The sequence below is a fragment of the Cohnella phaseoli genome (assembly GCF_003386235.1).
Lineage (GTDB): Bacteria > Bacillota > Bacilli > Paenibacillales > Paenibacillaceae > Cohnella > Cohnella phaseoli.
In genome coordinates this window covers 64,565-81,548 of sequence record NZ_QRDZ01000022.1, presented here as the reverse complement: position 1 = coordinate 81,548, position 16,984 = coordinate 64,565, and the positions used below count along the sequence as shown (strand labels likewise).

Sequence of the window (16,984 nt, the reverse complement as noted above, 5' to 3'; positions counted from 1 at the left end):
ATTGTTTGGAAGAGGGGGGCAGCGAGCTGCTCGCCTTTTTTTATTTTGCCGCCCGAAGGGAAAGAATTCGTAAGTTAGTTCGTTTTTTGTATAGTTGGCCTCGCCTATACTGAAGGAAATCAAGCCAGTCACTAAACGAAATGGAGTAGATCTATGTTTAACAAACCGATGCTCACGAAAAGCAGGCTCAACTTGCTTTTGATGGCCGTTCCGTTCCTTGTGCTGGTGTTTCTATTCAACTATTTGCCCCTATTCGGCTGGGTATACGCCTTCTTCGATTACAAGCCCGGTATACCGCTTAGCCAGACGGAGTTTGTCGGATTGAAGTTTTTTACGCTGACGTTCCATGACGGGGGCGAAATGCTCAACGTGTTGAAAAACACGCTGGCGATGAGCTTCCTGGGCATTGTGACGACTCCTTTGCCGCTTATCTTCGCCATCCTGCTGTCCGAGGTCAAAAACGGCAAGTTCAAGAAGTTCGTGCAGACGACGACGACGCTTCCGAATTTTATCAGCTGGTTTATCGTATTCTCCTTGTTTTTCTCCATTTTTTCGGTAGAGGGATTGTTGAATACGATTCTGATGAAGCTGCACATCATCAGCGAGCCGACGAACATTCTCGGCAACCGGGAAGCCGTCTGGTACGTTCAAACCGCGGTATCGGTATGGAAGGGCATCGGCTGGGGCGCGATCATCTATTTGGCCGCGATCGCGGGGATCGATCAGGAGCTGTACGACGCTGCGAAGGTAGACGGGGCCGGCCGGTTTCAGATGATTATGAACGTGACGGTGCCGGGGCTGATGCCGACGTATATCGTGCTGCTGCTGTTGGGGATCAGCAATATGCTGTCGAACGGATTCGATCAGTATTTCGTCTTCCATAACCCGCTTGTCGCGGAAAAGATCGAGGTGCTCGACTATTACGTGTACCGGATCGGAATTGCGACGAACGATTACGCCTATGCGACGGCGATCGGAATATCGAAGACGGCAGTCAGCATCACTCTGCTGTTCACCGTTAACTTTATTTCCAAAAAAATAAGAGGCGAGTCCATCATCTAGCCTATCTAGCTGATCTTGATCCCCAGGAAAAGGATGTGAAATCAAACGTGATACGGACCAGATTATGGGATGTCAGCTTCTCCATCAGCAATTATTTTCTGCTTTCTTTGATCACCTTTGCCTGTATCTATCCGTTTTACTACATTTTCATCTACTCGCTCAGCGATCCGATTGCAGCGGGCGGAGGGCTGGTGTTCTGGCCCAAAGGCTTGAATTTCGATAACTACAGGCGCCTGCTGGAGTTGCCCAATATCTCCTCTTCGTTCGTCGTTTCCGTTCTCAGAACGGTGATCGGCACGATCCTTACCGTATTCTGCTGTACGTTATTCGCCTACATCGTCACGAAAAGAGAGCTGCCCTTCCGCAAGTTCATCTATCGATTCGTGGTCATCACGCTCTATTTGAACGCCGGGCTGATTCCGTGGTACTTGACAATGAAAAGCCTGGGCTTGAAAAACAACTTTCTGCTCTATGTCATTCCCGGGGCGATCGTCGGATTTTACGTCATCCTGATCAAGACGTTCATCGAACAGCTTCCGGCGGCATTGGAGGAATCGGCGATGATCGACGGTGCGGGATACTTCACGATTTTTATCAAAATCATCTTCTTCCTGTCGCTGCCGATAATCGCGACCATTGCGGTATTCGCCGCCGTCACCCAGTGGAATACGTGGCAGGACAATTTCTTCCTCGTATCCGATCCGAAGCTGCAGACGGTGCAGATGGTGCTCTACAACTATTTGAACCAGGTTCAGTCGATCGCCAACATGACGATTCAGGAGCTGAACCGGGGAGAAGCCGCGCGGCAAATTACGCCCCAAGCGGTGCGAATGACGATGACGATGATCGTGACGATCCCGATTCTGTTCGTCTATCCCTTCCTGCAAAGATATTTTGTCAAAGGTCTTATGCTCGGAGCCGTGAAAGGCTGATTCGAACCGATAATTGATGCCGCAGCGCGAAATCGGGTTCGGCATTTCAATTATATAGACTATTCAGAATCATAAGGGAGGCAATACGATGAGCTTTGCCAAGATTTCGGTTCGAAAAGGACTATCGATGCTGCTTACACTTATGCTGCTGGCATCGGCGTTGGCAGCATGCAGCAGCGGCGGCAACAACGACAAAAGCGGGGAGGCCCAGACGCCAAGTTCGACTTCGTCGGGAAGCTCGGAAAGTCCGAGCGCCGATTCGAGCCCGCCGACGAAGGAGCCTGTCACGTTAACGATGTTCGGCGCAGGCGCAGCCGATATTCCCGGTATCCAGAGCGATCCCGTCGCCAAAGAAATCGAGAGAAGGACAGGCGTTACGCTCGACACGATGGCGGCCGACGAAAACAAACTGAAGCTGATGCTCGCCGACGGCGATTTGCCCGACATTCTGATGGTCGACCACAAGTATATTAAACAAATGATCGAAGGCAATCAAATTATCAACATAGACGACTACTTGAAAACGAGCGGACAGGACATCGAGAAAGGAATGCCCGAGACGCTCGAATACTTCAGACAAAACATGAGCGAAGGCCAGAACAAGCTGTACTTCCTCCCCATCCATACCGGAACCTATTCGGACGTAGGCGCGGCCGCTCCGCAGTATGAATATTCGGTCGGATTTTGGACGCGATGGGATATGTACCAAGAGCTCGGCGCTCCGGAAATCAAATCGACGGACGATTTTCTCAACTTGCTGGCCGAGATGCAGAAGCTTTATCCGAAGACGGAGGACGGTAAGAAGGTATACGGCGTATCCGCATATAACGGCGGTCTCTGGCCGTTCATTATTCAGAACGCGTTTGCGGACGGGTATTTCAACGGTCCCGGTACTTATGTGCAGGATGCTCAAGGCAACGCCTATGAGCTGCTGACCGACGAGAGCAGCACGTTCTGGAATAGCATGAGGTACTTTTTCAAGGCGAACCAGATGGGGCTGCTCGATCCCGAAGCGTTCACGCAGCAGATGGACCAGTACAGCGCCAAGCTCGACAATTTGCAGCTGTTGTCCAGCATCGCCAACTGGTGGACAGGCGGCGGGAACAAGAAGCTGGCCGACGCAGGCAAGCCCGAAGCCGGCTACGGCATGATTCCGATTACCGGAACGCAGATTTATAAAGGCGGATTCTCCCCGACAGGCTGGAGCGGCAAATACTTGGCGATCTCCAAAAACTCGAAGCACCCGGAGCGGGCCGTAGAGCTGCTGAACTTTATGTTCTCGCCGGAAGGCTCAAGATTGGCGGCCAGCGGCGTGGAAGGCGAGCATTGGAAGATGGTCGACGGCAAGCCGGAAATGACGGACGAGACGATCAACCTGTCGAAAACGATGGAGAAATTCGGAGATACGACCGGGATCGGCAAATACGGCAATTTGCAGGGACTTGACGATTTTGTCGTGAATCCGGCCGACGGCGAGCTGATCAGTCTGTTCTATACTCCGAAAGTGTTCCAAACGAAATTAACGCCGCTCGATAAGGCATACAGCGAGCATTACGGAGCAACCTACCCCGGCGAGGCGCTCGAAAAGCTGGTGCAGGAAGGGAAAATCTCGTGGGGCGCATTTGATACGACCGTGCAGACCGGACTCGCCAGCGCTCCCGACGATATTAAGCGGATCGATGCCAAGGTCGAAGAACTGGTGAAGACGACGATGCCGAAAATTATTTTGTCCAAGGACGAGGCGGAATTCAACAAGGTCAAGGAAGAATTCCTGGACAGCCTGAATAAGATAGGCTATGACCAATCCAAGCAGTTCTGGGCACAGAACTGGAAGGACTCGCTTGCCAAAACGGCTGTACTGAAGCGATAAACGCGATCGGGCGGAGGAGACGAGTTGAATCGACTTCAACTCAAGTCGTCTCGCCGCCCGAATCCTTTTTCCCCTATCCATAACGAGCTAAGAGAGAAAGAAGGTTTGATGAAATGACCGTAAAGCTGGCAGTGCCTACGCCGCAGCAGGTGGAGTGGCACGATACCGAAATCGGCATGTTTATCCATTGGGCGCCCAACGTCTATCAGGACCAGGAGTACGACGATCTGTCGACGCCGCTGGACCGGATCAATCCGTCCGAGCTGGATACCGAACAGTGGGCTTCCGTCGCCGAATCGCTTGGCGCCAAATATATCGTAATGGTCGCCAAGCACGTAGGCGGATTCTGCATGTGGCAGACGGATACATGCGATTATGGCGTCAAGGACACGCCTTGGAGAGACGGCAAGGGCGATGTGCTGCGCGATCTATCCGAATCCTGCCGGAAGCGGGGGCTCAAGCTCGGTATCTATTTAAGTCCGCAGGATATCTATAACGGGGCGCAGCTCGCGGGCCGGTGCGAAACGCCGGAGGCGCAGGAGAAGTACAACAAGATTTACCGGACTCAATTGGAGGAAGTGCTGAGCCGATACGGGGAAATTTTCGAGGTATGGTTCGACGGCGGGCAAGAGATCGAGGTCGGCGATATTTTGGAGCGCTATGTTCCGAACGCGGTGTATTTCCAGAGCAAGCATGCCTCCATCCGCTGGGTCGGCAACGAGGAAGGGATCGCCACCTATCCGGCGTGGAATGCGGTAAGAGCCGATTCAGAAGCGGCCAGAGGGTTGGGCACGATTCAGCACAGCGATCCGAACGGAGAAATCTGGATGCCGATGGAATGCGACGCGCGCATTCGGAATACGTGGTTTTGGAACACGCAGAATGAAGGCACGGTCAAAAGCCTGGATCATCTGATGGAGCTGTATTACAGGTCTGTCGGCAACGGCGCCGTTCTTCTGCTCAATGCCAACCCCGATCCGACCGGTCAAATTCCGGAGCCGGACGCGCGGCGGGCGAAGGAGTTCGGGGACGAGATCCGCAAAAGGTTTGCCAATGCGCTTTGCGAGGCCGGCGGTTCCGGGGATACGCTGGAAATTGAGCTGATGGAGCCTACCGCAATCGACCATATTGTTATTTGCGAGGATATTCGTTACGGCGAACGCATTCGCTCCTATGAAGTGCTTGGCTTCGACGGGGAGCAGTGGCTGAAGCTGTGCAGCGGCACAGCGATCGGGCACAAGAGAATCGAGCGGATCGCCGAGGCGACGCTGCACAAGCTTCGGCTGAACGTGCTGAAGGCGGTGGACGAACCGAGGATTGCAAGCCTGACGGCGTATTACACCGGAGCGGCTACCGTATTCAGCCCGAACAACATTCGATCTGAGCGGCAAAAGGTCGGCGAATGGGGTCCGGAATTGTTCATCTATAAAGTCGACCGGAAAAGCACGGAGACGTACGACATCGGCGATCTGATCGACGACGCGGGACAGTATGCGCTCTATTTCGATAATGCCGACGGCGGTGCAAGCAGCGTCCGCGCCGAGGGCGTTCGTCTGTTGCTGAACGGCGCTTCCTATCCGCAATTCGTGTCGCAGACCGAGGATCGTTACAGAATCAATATTACCGGTCTGGGGCAGCGCATTCAGTTGGAGTTGGAGCTTTATTGCGAGCTTGGCAATAACGGATTCGGCAACATATGGCTTGAGAAATTATAAAGATAAAGGCGTGAATGCAAATGATCGACTTACCGGCGGGAAGGCTGCGGATGATCCTCGATTCGGCGGGGAATGTCGTCAGCCTGAAGAATGCGGAGAACGGCAAGGAATATTCAGTTGCCTCATCCGAATCTCCTTTCATCCGCATCGTTGTCGAAGGGAAGGCCGAGGCGCCTTCATCGCTGAGCTGCGACGGCGAGACGGGAACGCTGACGTTTGCATTCGCCGAATGCGGCGCGCAGGTAGAGGTGGAATATGCTAACTGCTTGCGCTACGCAGCATTTGAAGTGACGCGCATCGCAGGAGCGGATGTGGACACATTCGTATGGGGGCCGTATGCGACTTCTGTGGCGGGTTCGATCGGAGAATCGGTCGGCGTCGTGCACGACGGGGACTTGGCGATCGGCATTCAGTCGCTCAATATGAAAACCGTCGGCGGATGGCCGATTGAGCTTGCGCCGTTGTTTGATCCTGCGGATACGGAGCGCGGGAACGGCCAGCCCGATCCGAATGGCGGAGGACATTCGCCATCGGACATGAAATTCCCCTATTCGGCTTGTACGGCATGGCCGACCGCCGAAGGCAGCGTGCTTCAAGCATTCGCGCGGAATCGGTCGAAGGCGGCTCGCCGAACGGTATGGAATTTGCCGGATGTTCCGGTAGCGCCGATTGGCGGCGAAGACGCGAGCATCGCCGGAACGAAGATCGCCCTGTTCGGATGTCCGGCCGGGGAAGTGCTGGATACGATCGAAGTCATTGAGCTTCGAGAAGGGCTGCCGCATCCGACGATCGAAGGCGTCTGGGGCAAAAAATCGCCCGGCGCGAATCAGTCGTATTTCATTACCGATTTTTCCGAAGCGACGATGGCCGATGCGGTCCGCTATACGAAGCAAGCCGGTCTAAAGTACGTTTATCATCCCGACCCGTTCGGGCAGTGGGGTCATTTCACGCTCAAGGAGAGAAGCTTCCCCAACGGGGACGACGGACTGCGCGGGTGCGTCAAGCTGGCGGAAAGCGAGGGCGTTCGCGTCGGCTTGCATACCTTGTCGAACTTTACGACGCTGAACGATCCATATGTTACGCCGATTCCGGCCGGGCGATTGCAAACAGTGGGCGCGTCTCGTCTGGCTTCGAGGGTGGAGGAGACTGCTGCGGACATCGAGGTGGACGATCCCGGTCCGTTTGCGGCCCGATTGTTTCGGCAAACGGCGCGAATCGGGAACGAACTGATCGAATACGAAGCCGTAACGGATAGCGCTCCATGGAAGCTAATCAACGTGAAGCGCGGAGCGAACGGCACGGCTGCGTCGGCTCATGAGCCGGGTACGGAGATCGGCCGGCTGTGGGATCACCCCTACGACGTTTTGTTTCCGAATTTCGAGCTGCAGGAGGAGTATAGCGAGCGCATCGCGGACCTGTTTCGAATGACCGGCGTCAAGCAAATCTCTTTCGACGGACTGGAAGGTCTGTACGCAACCGGACAAGACGATTACGGCGTAAGCAGATTCGTTCGCAAGTGCTACGACGGCTGGGGCGACGAAGTGATCAACGACGCCAGCATCGTTGGGCCGAACTATCTGTGGCACATCTTCACGCGATTTAATTGGGGAGAGCCATGGGGAGCGGCGACGCGCGAAGGCCAGCTGGAATGGCGGCTGGCCAACCAGCGCTTTTTTGCCCGGAATTTCATTCCGCCAATGCTGGGATGGTTTCTCATTCGCACCGCATCCGATCGCTTCGAAGCGACGACATTGGATGAGATCGAATGGGTGCTGTCGAAAGCGGCGGGATATCAGGCGGGCTTTGCGCTTGTGGCTGAAATGCGGATTTTGGAAAGTATCGGGAACAAGGAGACGCTGCTTGAGGCCGTGCGCTGTTGGGAATCGGCGCGGAGAGCCGGCGCGTTCTCGCCCGAGCAGAGGGAGAGGCTGCGCGATCCGAAGAGCGATTGGCATCTGGAGGCTGCGGGGGAAGGGAAATGGACGTTGTATCCGGTGGACCGCTCCAAGCCGCTCGTCTGCAGTCCCTCCGAATTGCAGCCCGGTCAGCCGGGCGGAGCGGATTGGGCGTATTATAACAAACACGGCGATCAGCCGCTCAGGTTTTGCATGCGCGTAACGCCGTCGTACGGCAATGAAGACGCAGCGGTGCAACGGCCGACTTTCTATACCGGCAATGTCTATTTGACCTTCGATACGGAGGTGGCGGCGAACCATTACCTCGTATGCGACGGAGATCGAGTCGGCAAAATCTATGACCGGAATTGGAATCTGCTTCGCGTCGTTCACGCAGCGGCGGACGGACCTGCCGTTCGAAGCGGAGGGCAGACGATTTCGTTTAGCTGCAAATTTATCGGCAACCCGAAGCCCGTCGTTAGCGTTATAATGATGACCCGGGGAAAGCCGGAAACGGTGCAAGCGCCGGAGCTATAGACATCATAGAAGAAAGAGGGAAGCGGTATGGAACAGGGGCTGCGATTTCGGGAGGACGGTACGTTCACGGTCGTACAGTTTACGGATTTGCATTGGAAGAACGGCGATGAGCAGGATCGGCGCACGAGGGCGCTCATGGATGCCGTACTGGAGGCGGAGCGCCCCGATCTTGTTGTATTTACGGGGGATTTGATCTCCGGAGAGGAATGCACGGATCCGCGAAGATCTTTAAGCGAAGCGATTGATGCGGCGGAATCCAGAAGTATTCCGTGGGCGGCGGTGTTCGGCAATCACGATGCGGAAGGCAGCGTCAGCCGAGCGGAGCTGCTGGACTTCCTGCTTGAGCAGAAGCATAACTTGACGCAGCATACGGATGGGATAAGCGGCTTCGGCAATTATATGCTTGAAATACAGGGCGGACGCGGCAAGGCCGGAGCGGCGCTTTATTTTCTGGACAGCGGGGATTATTCGCCGGTCGGCCATATTGAAGGCTATGATTGGATTCGCCGCGATCAGATCGAATGGTATGCCGGCGCTTCGGAGGCTCTGACCGCTCGCAACGGTGGCGCGCCTCTGCCTGCGCTTGCTTTCTTCCATATTCCGCTGCCGGAGTACAATGAGGTCTGGGAGAAGCAAGTGTGCTACGGCAGCAAGCTTGAGCGGGTATGCTCTCCGCTGGTCAATTCGGGCATGTTCGCGGCGCTGGTCGAAGCGGGAGACGTCATGGGGACGTTTGTCGGCCACGACCACATCAACGATTACTGGGGAGAATTGCACGGCATCCGGCTCTGTTACGGACGTGCGACCGGCTACAACACCTACGGGCAGGAGGGCTTCCAACACGGCGCGCGGATTATTCGCCTGCGAGAAGGGGAGCGGACGTTCGATTCGTGGCTGCGGCTCGACGACGGCACCGTTATTGCCGAACAGGATAAGCATCTGCCGGGCGCTTGATTCTAAGCGCAAGTCTATCGATACCCCTCCGCGGAGAGCGGCGAGGCGATCAAAATATAAGCGGAAGAGCGGGAGGCCACAATGCCCTCCGTTTTTATTATTTTTATTAAATTAAATAAATTTATCTAAAATATATTTACTAAAAGTGCAGGCACGATATAATGAGATCAGAAAGTGGTGAGGAGGAGGCTGGACGATGAGTAACAGAGCCTACAACACGGCGTATACAGGAGAACGCAGCTCCCGCGTCGCTTTTCCCCTTGGAGGAATCGGAGCCGGCATGCTCTGTCTGGAGGGAGCCGGCGCTTTATCCCAATTTTCGCTGCGCCACGCGCCGGATACAGGCAACGAGCCCACCGTATTCTCTGCCGTCTGTATTAAAGGCAAGGACGGGAACATCGCCCGGGTACTCGAAGGCCCAGTACCGTCGTGGAAAGTGATGGGCATACGCACGACTTCAACGCCCGGCTCGGGCGTCGGCTTAATGGGCAAAACCTACGGACTGCCGCGGTTTGCGAACAGCTCCTTTCAGAGCCGGTTTCCCTTCGGAACGGTCGAGCTGACAGATCCCAGGCTGCCGATCTCCGTCGCGATCACGGGCTGGAGTCCGTTCATTCCTCTGAATGCGGACGATTCCAGTCTGCCTGTCGCCGGGCTGGAGTTTGCTTTTACAAATGCGTCCGATGAGCCTCTGGAGCTTGTATACTCTTTCCATGCCGTTCACTTCATGGAAGCGGAGGGCCAGGGCGACCATTGCGTTCGCCGGACGGACAACGGATTCGAGCTTTATCAGCCCCCGGCAGAAGGAAAGCCATGGGTGGAAGGCTCCTTCTCCGCCGCAACGGATCAAGCCGAGACTAAAGTCGACTGCGCGTGGTTCAGGGGAAGCTGGTTCGATCCGGTTACGATGGCGTGGAGATCGGTCGAAGAGGGGGCTGCGGTCGAGAAACCGGCGATCGGGGAAGGCAGAGCAAGCCCTGGAGGAAGCCTATACGTGCCGCTCGAGCTGCAGCCCGGCGAGCGCAGAACGGTTAAGCTGATGCTGTCGTGGTACGTTCCGGAATCGAATCTGGCGCAGGGCGATGTGGACGATCCTTTAGCGACGGGAGACGCACACAGGCATGAATTGCGTAATTTCCATAAACCGTGGTACTCCGGGAGATTCGGCAGCATGAATTCCGTTGCGGAGTATTGGACGAGCCAGTACGAAAGATTGCGAGCGGAGAGCGAGGCGTTCTTCCGCGCCTTTAACGACACGACACTTCCGGAGGAGATGAAGGAGGCCGTAACGGCCAACCTGTCGATTCTGAAATCGCCGACCGTGCTCAGACAAGCCGACGGAAGGCTGTGGGCGTTCGAGGGCTGCGACGATACGTGGGGGAGCTGTCACGGCACCTGCACTCACGTATGGAACTATGCGCAGGCGATTCCTCATCTTTTTCCCGACTTGGAACGCGGTCTTCGCATGACGGAGTTCATCGAAGGCCAGAATGACGAAGGTCATCAGAACTTCCGCATCCCGCTGCCGATTCAGCCGGCAACTCATCTGTTCCATGCGGCGAGCGACGGTCAGCTCGGCGGAATCATGAAGGTTTACCGGGAGTGGAGAGTCGGCGGGAATACACAGTGGCTGGCGGCGTTATGGCCTCGGGTCCAAGCAAGCTTGAACTATTGCATCCAAACCTGGGATCCCGAAGAAGCGGGAGTGCTAACAGAGCCGCATCATAACACGTATGATATTGAATTTTGGGGCCCGGACGGCATGTGCTCCTCGATCTATCTGGGAGCGCTGAAGGCGGCGTCTCTTATGGCCCGGGCGCTCGGAGACGACCCGGAGCGGTATGAGGAAATTTACCGCAAGGGCAGAAGCTATGTGGAGACAGAGCTTTTTAACGGAGAATATTTCGAGCAGAAGGTCGTTTGGGAAGGGCTGAGGGCTTCTGCGCCCGTCCATGCCGATTCCGACATCGACCGGAACCTGGATTACTCCCCGGAAGCGATCGAGCTGATGCGCAAGGAAGGCCCCAAGTATCAGTACGGCAAAGGCTGTCTATCCGACGGAATTATCGGAGCTTGGCTGGCGGAGATGTGCGGGCTTGGAGATATTTTGGATCGGGAAAAGGTAAAAAGTCATCTGCTCAGCGTATACACGTACAACCTGAAGCGAGATTTGTCCGAGCATGCCAATCCGCAGCGCCCCGGCTACGCGTTGGGTCGTGAGGGAGGATTGCTCCTGTGTACTTGGCCTAGAGGAGGAAAGCTCTCGCTGCCGTTCGTCTATAGCAATGAAGTGTGGACGGGAATCGAATATCAAGTAGCCTCGCATCTGATCGCTCTGGGCTGCGTTGAAGAAGGGCTGGAGATCGTACGAATCTGCCGCGACCGTTACGACGGCGTCGTGCGCAATCCGTATAACGAATACGAATGCGGACACTGGTATGCTCGCGCGCTCGCCTCCTACGGGCTGATCCAGGCATGGAGCGGCATTCGTTACGACGCGGTTGAACAGACGCTATACGTATCCCCTCGAGTCACCGGAGATTATTTGAGCTTCTTGTGTACGAACGAAGGATATGGTATAGCAGGAATAAAGGATGGACGACCGTATCTTGAGGTTCGTTCCGGCCGTATCCCCGTGAATCAGATCAAATTGTCGGCATGAAAGGTGAAATTATGAGCGAGAAGAACGAAAGCAGAAGAAAGCCGAGCATTAAAGAAATCGCGGATCGAACGGGGTTCTCTCCCGCGACGGTGTCGCTGGTTCTGAATCAGAAAGGCTCCTTCTCCGATGAAACGAAGCATACGATTCGCCAAGCATACGCAGAGCTCAGCCATGATCGGGCTCTAGCGGAAGGAAGACTGCTGATTCGCGTGCTGATTGAACAGTACGCCTCCTTCGAAACCGATCCCTACTACGGCGAAATCATCCACGGCATCGAGAAGGAATGCAGCCTCCTCGGCTACGAGATGGTGCTCTCCTTTGTTCGGGAAGGCTCAGATTCCCAAGCCTGGCTGAACCAGGTGGGCGGGCTGATCGCGCTCGGCGGCGGCTTGATTACCGATGAGCTTATCAGCGAGCTGCGGCACTCGGGTATTCCTCTTGTGCTCGTGGATAACTATACGCATAAAGGCGACATTCTGTCGGTGCACTCGGATCATTACGGCGCAGGGTTTCTGGCCACGGAATATTTGATCGGCCGGGGACATCGACGGATCGGCTTTATTAGCGGCCCCGTTAAGTACAAGTCGCTGGTTGACCGCTATGCCGGCTATTGCGCCGCGTTGATGGAGCACGGAATGCCGCTTGATCCGCAGTTTATCACTCCGAACTTCGACGACGGCTATATTAAAGGCTACCAGGAGATGAAATATTTGCTTCAACTCTCCGAGCGGCCGACCGCGGTATTCGCGGTAAGCGATCGCGCGGCCTTCGGCGCCCTGCAGGCGATGAACGAAGCCGGGCTGGCGGACGGGGAAATCGAGCTGATCGGCTGCGACAATGTCGGAGGGAGCCAGGGAATGGCCGAGAGGATCGCCACCGTCAATATTCCCCGCCTGGAGGTCGGCCAGATGTCCGTGCGGTTTCTCGTGGAAGCGATCAAGGGGAATGCGTTGGTCGGCAAAGTCGTTATACCGGGAACGCTGGCGCTGCCGTCCGCAGAATAGAGCTGCAAATTCGAGGATTGGAAAAAAAGATCACCCTATTTCGCCCGCCTAGCAAGCTCGGGTTGGACAGCATCACATTGGAAGCCGGGATTTCAAAACAGACCTTATATCGCTATTACGATACGAAGGATCGACTGTTCGCCGATCTTCTGAGCGAAGTGATTCGGGAGCTTACGGAAGAGGAGCAGTCCCAGTCTGCAAGCTTGCCCGTCCCTGAGAATCGGGAGCAGCTGTGCCGAATTTATGTGGATTCCATCACGTAACGCAACGGCATTCGCAGGAGAAATTCTGCAGGCTCCCGGCGGTTTTCTCTGTTGCCCTCCCACTCGTCATTAATCAGGATATTGTCGGAAATTGTAGACGATCCGCGCTATTGGATGGTACAATTTGGTACGCCTGTGAATGAATATGAGAAGGGGAGGCTCCTTCATTGGATCTTTACCTCAAACGAATTTGGAAGTATAAATTTCACTACCTGCTGGCGTTTCTGCCGCTGCTCCTCATTTTTTTGTTGAAAATCATTCCTTTTATCGTAGGCATTCGCATGGCCTTTACCGATGTGAAGCCGCTCTACGGTATTTTTGGGAGCGAATGGACAGGTTTGGCGAACTTTAAAGCGCTATTCGGCATGCCGGAATTCGTTAACGTTCTGGGGAATACACTCGCGATCAAGCTATCGTATATGGGCGTCGTTGGAACCGTCGCTCTTGTGCTCGCGCTCGCGCTAAGCGGAATTCAATCTGCCCGGCTGCGTAATGCGTTCGTTCTCTTATTTCTGATCCCATACTTTATCCCGTCCTCCGTCGTTGCGGACGTCGCGGCGTATCTGTTATCGCCGACGCAATCGATCTTTTCGATAGATAGCCTGCTTCTGACCGATCCTGCGTATTTCAGGGCGATCGTCTACTTGCTAGAAGCTCTCAAAACCTGCGGAATTCCCGTGCTTCTTGCGTTGGCCGCGATTCGAGCCTATCAATCCGGCTCGCATGCGCCCGGAGTCCGGCAGACTTCCACGTTCTATCCCGCTTTACGGGCGCTTGTCGCGTTTTTGCTGATCCAGTTGTCCACGATTCTGTCCACCGATTTCGATCTGCTTTATCTGCTGAACAACCCTCTCGTCTATTCAGTAGGCGATACGGTGGATACCTTCGGTTTTCGGATCGGCTTTATAAATGCCAATTACGGCGTCAGCTCGGCGGTGTGGCTGTTTCAGTTTGCGGTTCAACTCGTCTTTACTTTAGCGGCCTATTTTCTTGTGCGAAAATGGTTCCTCCGCGATCTGTTCACCCGCGGCTCCGCGCAAGCTTCGGGAGGGAAGCGGGTGAATCTCGACAAGGCCGCAGACACCCGTTCTAATTCGGGCTTCGGTACTTCTGCAGGGCGCAACGCGCTCGGAATTGTCGTCGCTTCGCTGTATTCGGCGATCGTGCTGTTTTTCCTGTACTTCCTGTTTGTTCACCCTTTTCTTATCGGCGAAGGGGGCGGGCCAGCCTTATCCGATGTCTTCCCGGGGCAAAATTTTATGCTTTTTCTAATCCTGTACGGCACGGTGACCGTGATCGGTCTGTTGATTATTCTCATGCTCGCTTATCCTCTCACCGTTTCTCGGCTGCCCGGTCGCGGACTTTATAAGCTTGTGCTGCTGTTTGTGCTGGCGATCGGAACGGGCAGTACTTTACACGAATATATGGCGTATCGGGGGATGGGCGCGGTCAACACGACTTACCCGCTGCTGATCGGCGGATTAGTCGCGATTGTGGGCGTATTTGTGCTGAAGAGCGCCTTTAACGCAAATTATGCGTCGTTAAAGCTGCAGGCCGAGCAGGAAGGGCGGGGGGAGATGCATGCTTTTTTCACCCTTTTCGTGCCTAAAGTATGGAAGCCGCTGCTGGGGCTTGGCGTGCTGAGCTTCGTCGGCCTATGGAACTCCTATATCCCGCCTTTCGTTTATATAAGCAATCCCGAACTATACTCTCCTATCACCAGCGTCGCTATGTTAAGCAGAAGCATGGACCTGCAGCAATCTCCCGAGATTGTGCTGCAGATGGGAGCGATCGTTAGCCTTCCTTCGGTTATCCTCCTATTGGCCTTGAGCAAATTTCTGACGTCAGAGGTGTTCTTGGGGGCTTCTCGGCGGCTTTGACCGCAAAGTCAGGCGCCAGTCATGGACCACTGCCGGTCAAACAGCCGATCAATGCCGCCACTCCGCCCGTTCCTTAGCCGTAAGGCGCGGACAGGTATAGCAAGAATAGCGGTTTTGCCGCAAATACTGGAGGCAGCAGACGTTTTTAAGTGCGAGCTGCCTGCCCTGTTCCAGCGGATGGGGCAGACGCCTTATGTTGACTTGAAGTGGGTTTTTGCTCCTACCGAATACATGGGGCGGCAGCTCCTGCGCCAAGCGTATATCCTCGGCCAGCCGCTCTTGCGGCCGGATCGTTCGGCGCCAACTCGACGGTTTCGCTTCCCGAAGCGATCATCGCCCTGCCGCCCAAGCAAAAGACGGCGGTATACGAGCTGTTCGCCGGATAAGCCGCCTCTCCATCCAAAGGCACTTCCAGAGAAACAATATCTTTTATTCGAATCAGCGCCCCGGCTTCTTGTCCTCTTGATATCATAGGTCGCCCTCTTTTAATACGCTAAGTTGGGTTTAATGATAACGATTTTCATTCGAAATGCAATATGAATTCGGATGGGAAATCTCCCCCGATCAAGAGTTTGACTCTTAATGGGGGAGATCTTCGCCTAACCTATTTCACTCGCTTACTTCAAGCTAATGTTCTCTGTGCGATCGAGAGCCGATTTCGTCAGCTCCGTCACTTGAGGCAGGCCGAGCTTGTTCAGCTCGTCGACGTATTTGCTCCAATCGTCCAAGCTCTCAGCGCCGAGAATAAATTTGCTGATCTGCTCGTCGCGATACTTGTCGATCGCTGTGCCGGTGATGGAGATCGTCTCGTATTCTTTGTCCGTGAACGAAGGCTTAAGATTGAATTTGCTATCGTATTTTGGGGCTTCCTGATAAGCGTATTTGAGCTCCTTGGACGCAAGGCTGAGATGCGCGTCATAGTCGATCCACGTGTAGGTGCCATTCGTCGCCAGACCGGTTCTCTTGCGGAAGTCGGAGGAATCGACGTAAGTTGGATTGATTTTCTTCTGGCCGCCTTCGACGGTGTACGTCTCGCCTTCCTTGCCCCAGCTGAGCAGCGTTCGTCCTTCTTCGCTGTAGAAGAAGTCGAACACTTTAACGATGTCGTCGATATTGTTGGACGTAGCGGAGATCGCCAGGTTGTTCTCGACAACTTGCTTGAACGGGTTCTGCTGCTTGCCGCCCGGCAAACCGGCGGGAGGCGCCATGAACGCCATCGTAAATTCCGGGTTTTCCTGACGAATAGCGGCGTTGAAGAAGTCGATCCGTCCGATGAAATCGACTGTAATGAAAGCTTGGTCGGTCGATAGCAAATCCTGCCATTGCTTGGTCTGCAGCGTCAGCCAATCGGACGGGATGAGCTTCTCGTAATAGAATTTGTTCAAGTAGCCGACCATTGTCTTGTAGTTGTCCTCGGCCGGGCCGAAGATCACATCGCCGTCGTCGTTTTTGTAGTAGGTGTCGCTGGTCTCGAAGTTCGGCGTCAAGTTCGTCATCGCGGGCATGCCGTTGCGGAACGCCAGCGGGTAGCTGTCCGGATACAGCTTCTTCAGCTCTTTCAGTATTGTATACAGTTCGTCGTATGTCTTAGGCGGCGTTAATCCGTGCTTCTTGAAAATATCTTCACGGTACATCCACACGACGCGGTTCGTCTCTCCAAAGCCTTGCGTCGGCAACATATACATTTTGCCGTCGGCGGCGAGGAACGACTTCGTCACATCCGGATATTGCTCCATCCATTTCTGAAAATTCGGCATCTTGTCCTTGTAGTCCAAGATGTTAACAAGCGCGCCCTGTTGACCGTATTTCAGCGCTTGCGTCCGATCCGGCATGAAGATAAGATCGGGCAGATCGCCGGAAGCGAACGTTAAGTTCAGTGCGTCGTACAACGTGCCCGATGGAAGCTGGACGTTGAATTTCGCGCCGGTTTTCTCCTCGATCCACTTCCAGACCGGCCATTCCTTGTCGAACGGCCAACTTGGATTGGAGTCGGTCAGCATCGTAAACGTCTTGGAGGTAAGCGCAGCCGGCGTCTCGCTTGCGGCAGCCGACGGGCTTTTCGACGCGGGCTGCGTCCCGGAGGAGGAAGGCGAGCCTTCATTATTATTCGACTTGCTGCATCCTGCGATTAGGAGAGCGAATGCCAGCATCGTCGCCAGAATGATTTGTCTGTTTTTCATCGTAAACAGGCTCCTTTATTATTGCGAATA

General features: G+C 54.8%; 12 protein-coding genes. 10 read left to right on the top strand and 2 right to left on the bottom strand.

The genetic code is table 11. The features are described 5' to 3' along the window. The first annotated feature begins 153 nt into the window (after nt 1-153). From DFP98_RS24405 to DFP98_RS24360, 10 genes are all read left to right on the top strand, one after another. Nucleotides 154-1,062, top strand: coding sequence for an ABC transporter permease (locus DFP98_RS24405; RefSeq protein ID WP_116063237.1), 909 nt, complete (start codon nt 154-156; stop codon nt 1,060-1,062). Nucleotides 1,063-1,109: 47 nt separating this feature from the next. Next, nucleotides 1,110-1,994, top strand: a complete 885-nt coding sequence (locus DFP98_RS24400) for a carbohydrate ABC transporter permease (protein WP_116063236.1) — start codon at nt 1,110-1,112, stop codon at nt 1,992-1,994. A gap of 88 nt (nt 1,995-2,082) precedes the next feature. Continuing rightward, entirely contained in the window at nt 2,083-3,864 is a 1,782-nt protein-coding gene (locus DFP98_RS24395; RefSeq protein ID WP_116063235.1) for an extracellular solute-binding protein, read from the top strand. A gap of 113 nt (nt 3,865-3,977) precedes the next feature. Then, nucleotides 3,978-5,579, top strand: a complete 1,602-nt coding sequence (locus DFP98_RS24390) for an alpha-L-fucosidase (protein WP_116063234.1) — start codon at nt 3,978-3,980, stop codon at nt 5,577-5,579. Nucleotides 5,580-5,599: 20 nt separating this feature from the next. After that, a complete protein-coding gene (locus tag DFP98_RS24385; RefSeq protein WP_147310270.1) occupies nt 5,600-8,011 on the top strand; it encodes a hypothetical protein in 2,412 nt (803 codons plus the stop codon). 27 nt (nt 8,012-8,038) lie between these two features. Continuing rightward, nucleotides 8,039-8,965 (top strand): metallophosphoesterase family protein, encoded by a 927-nt coding sequence (locus DFP98_RS24380; protein ID WP_116063232.1) that lies wholly within the window; start codon nt 8,039-8,041, stop codon nt 8,963-8,965. A gap of 196 nt (nt 8,966-9,161) precedes the next feature. After that, complete coding sequence (locus DFP98_RS24375; protein WP_116063231.1) at nt 9,162-11,627, top strand: GH116 family glycosyl hydrolase; 2,466 nt, start codon at nt 9,162-9,164, stop codon at nt 11,625-11,627. Nucleotides 11,628-11,638: 11 nt separating this feature from the next. Then, nucleotides 11,639-12,631 carry a LacI family DNA-binding transcriptional regulator gene (locus DFP98_RS24370; protein ID WP_181917920.1) on the top strand — a complete coding sequence of 331 codons (993 nt, stop codon included), beginning with the start codon at nt 11,639-11,641 and terminating at the stop codon, nt 12,629-12,631. 17 nt (nt 12,632-12,648) lie between these two features. After that, on the top strand, nt 12,649-12,894 hold the full coding sequence (locus DFP98_RS24365; RefSeq protein WP_220377163.1) for a TetR/AcrR family transcriptional regulator: 246 nt from the start codon (nt 12,649-12,651) through the stop codon (nt 12,892-12,894). A 167-nt stretch (nt 12,895-13,061) separates the two neighbouring features. Beyond that, entirely contained in the window at nt 13,062-14,774 is a 1,713-nt protein-coding gene (locus DFP98_RS24360; protein ID WP_116063228.1) for a hypothetical protein, read from the top strand. Between the two features lie 220 nt (nt 14,775-14,994). Here the strand turns inward: DFP98_RS24360 and DFP98_RS24355 are convergent, their stop codons facing one another. Both DFP98_RS24355 and DFP98_RS24350 read right to left on the bottom strand, forming a co-directional pair. Continuing rightward, entirely contained in the window at nt 14,995-15,246 is a 252-nt protein-coding gene (locus DFP98_RS24355; RefSeq protein WP_116063227.1) for a hypothetical protein, read from the bottom strand. Between the two features lie 145 nt (nt 15,247-15,391). Next, on the bottom strand, nt 15,392-16,954 hold the full coding sequence (locus tag DFP98_RS24350; protein ID WP_116063226.1) for an extracellular solute-binding protein: 1,563 nt from the start codon (nt 16,952-16,954) through the stop codon (nt 15,392-15,394). Nucleotides 16,955-16,984 lie beyond the last annotated feature (30 nt).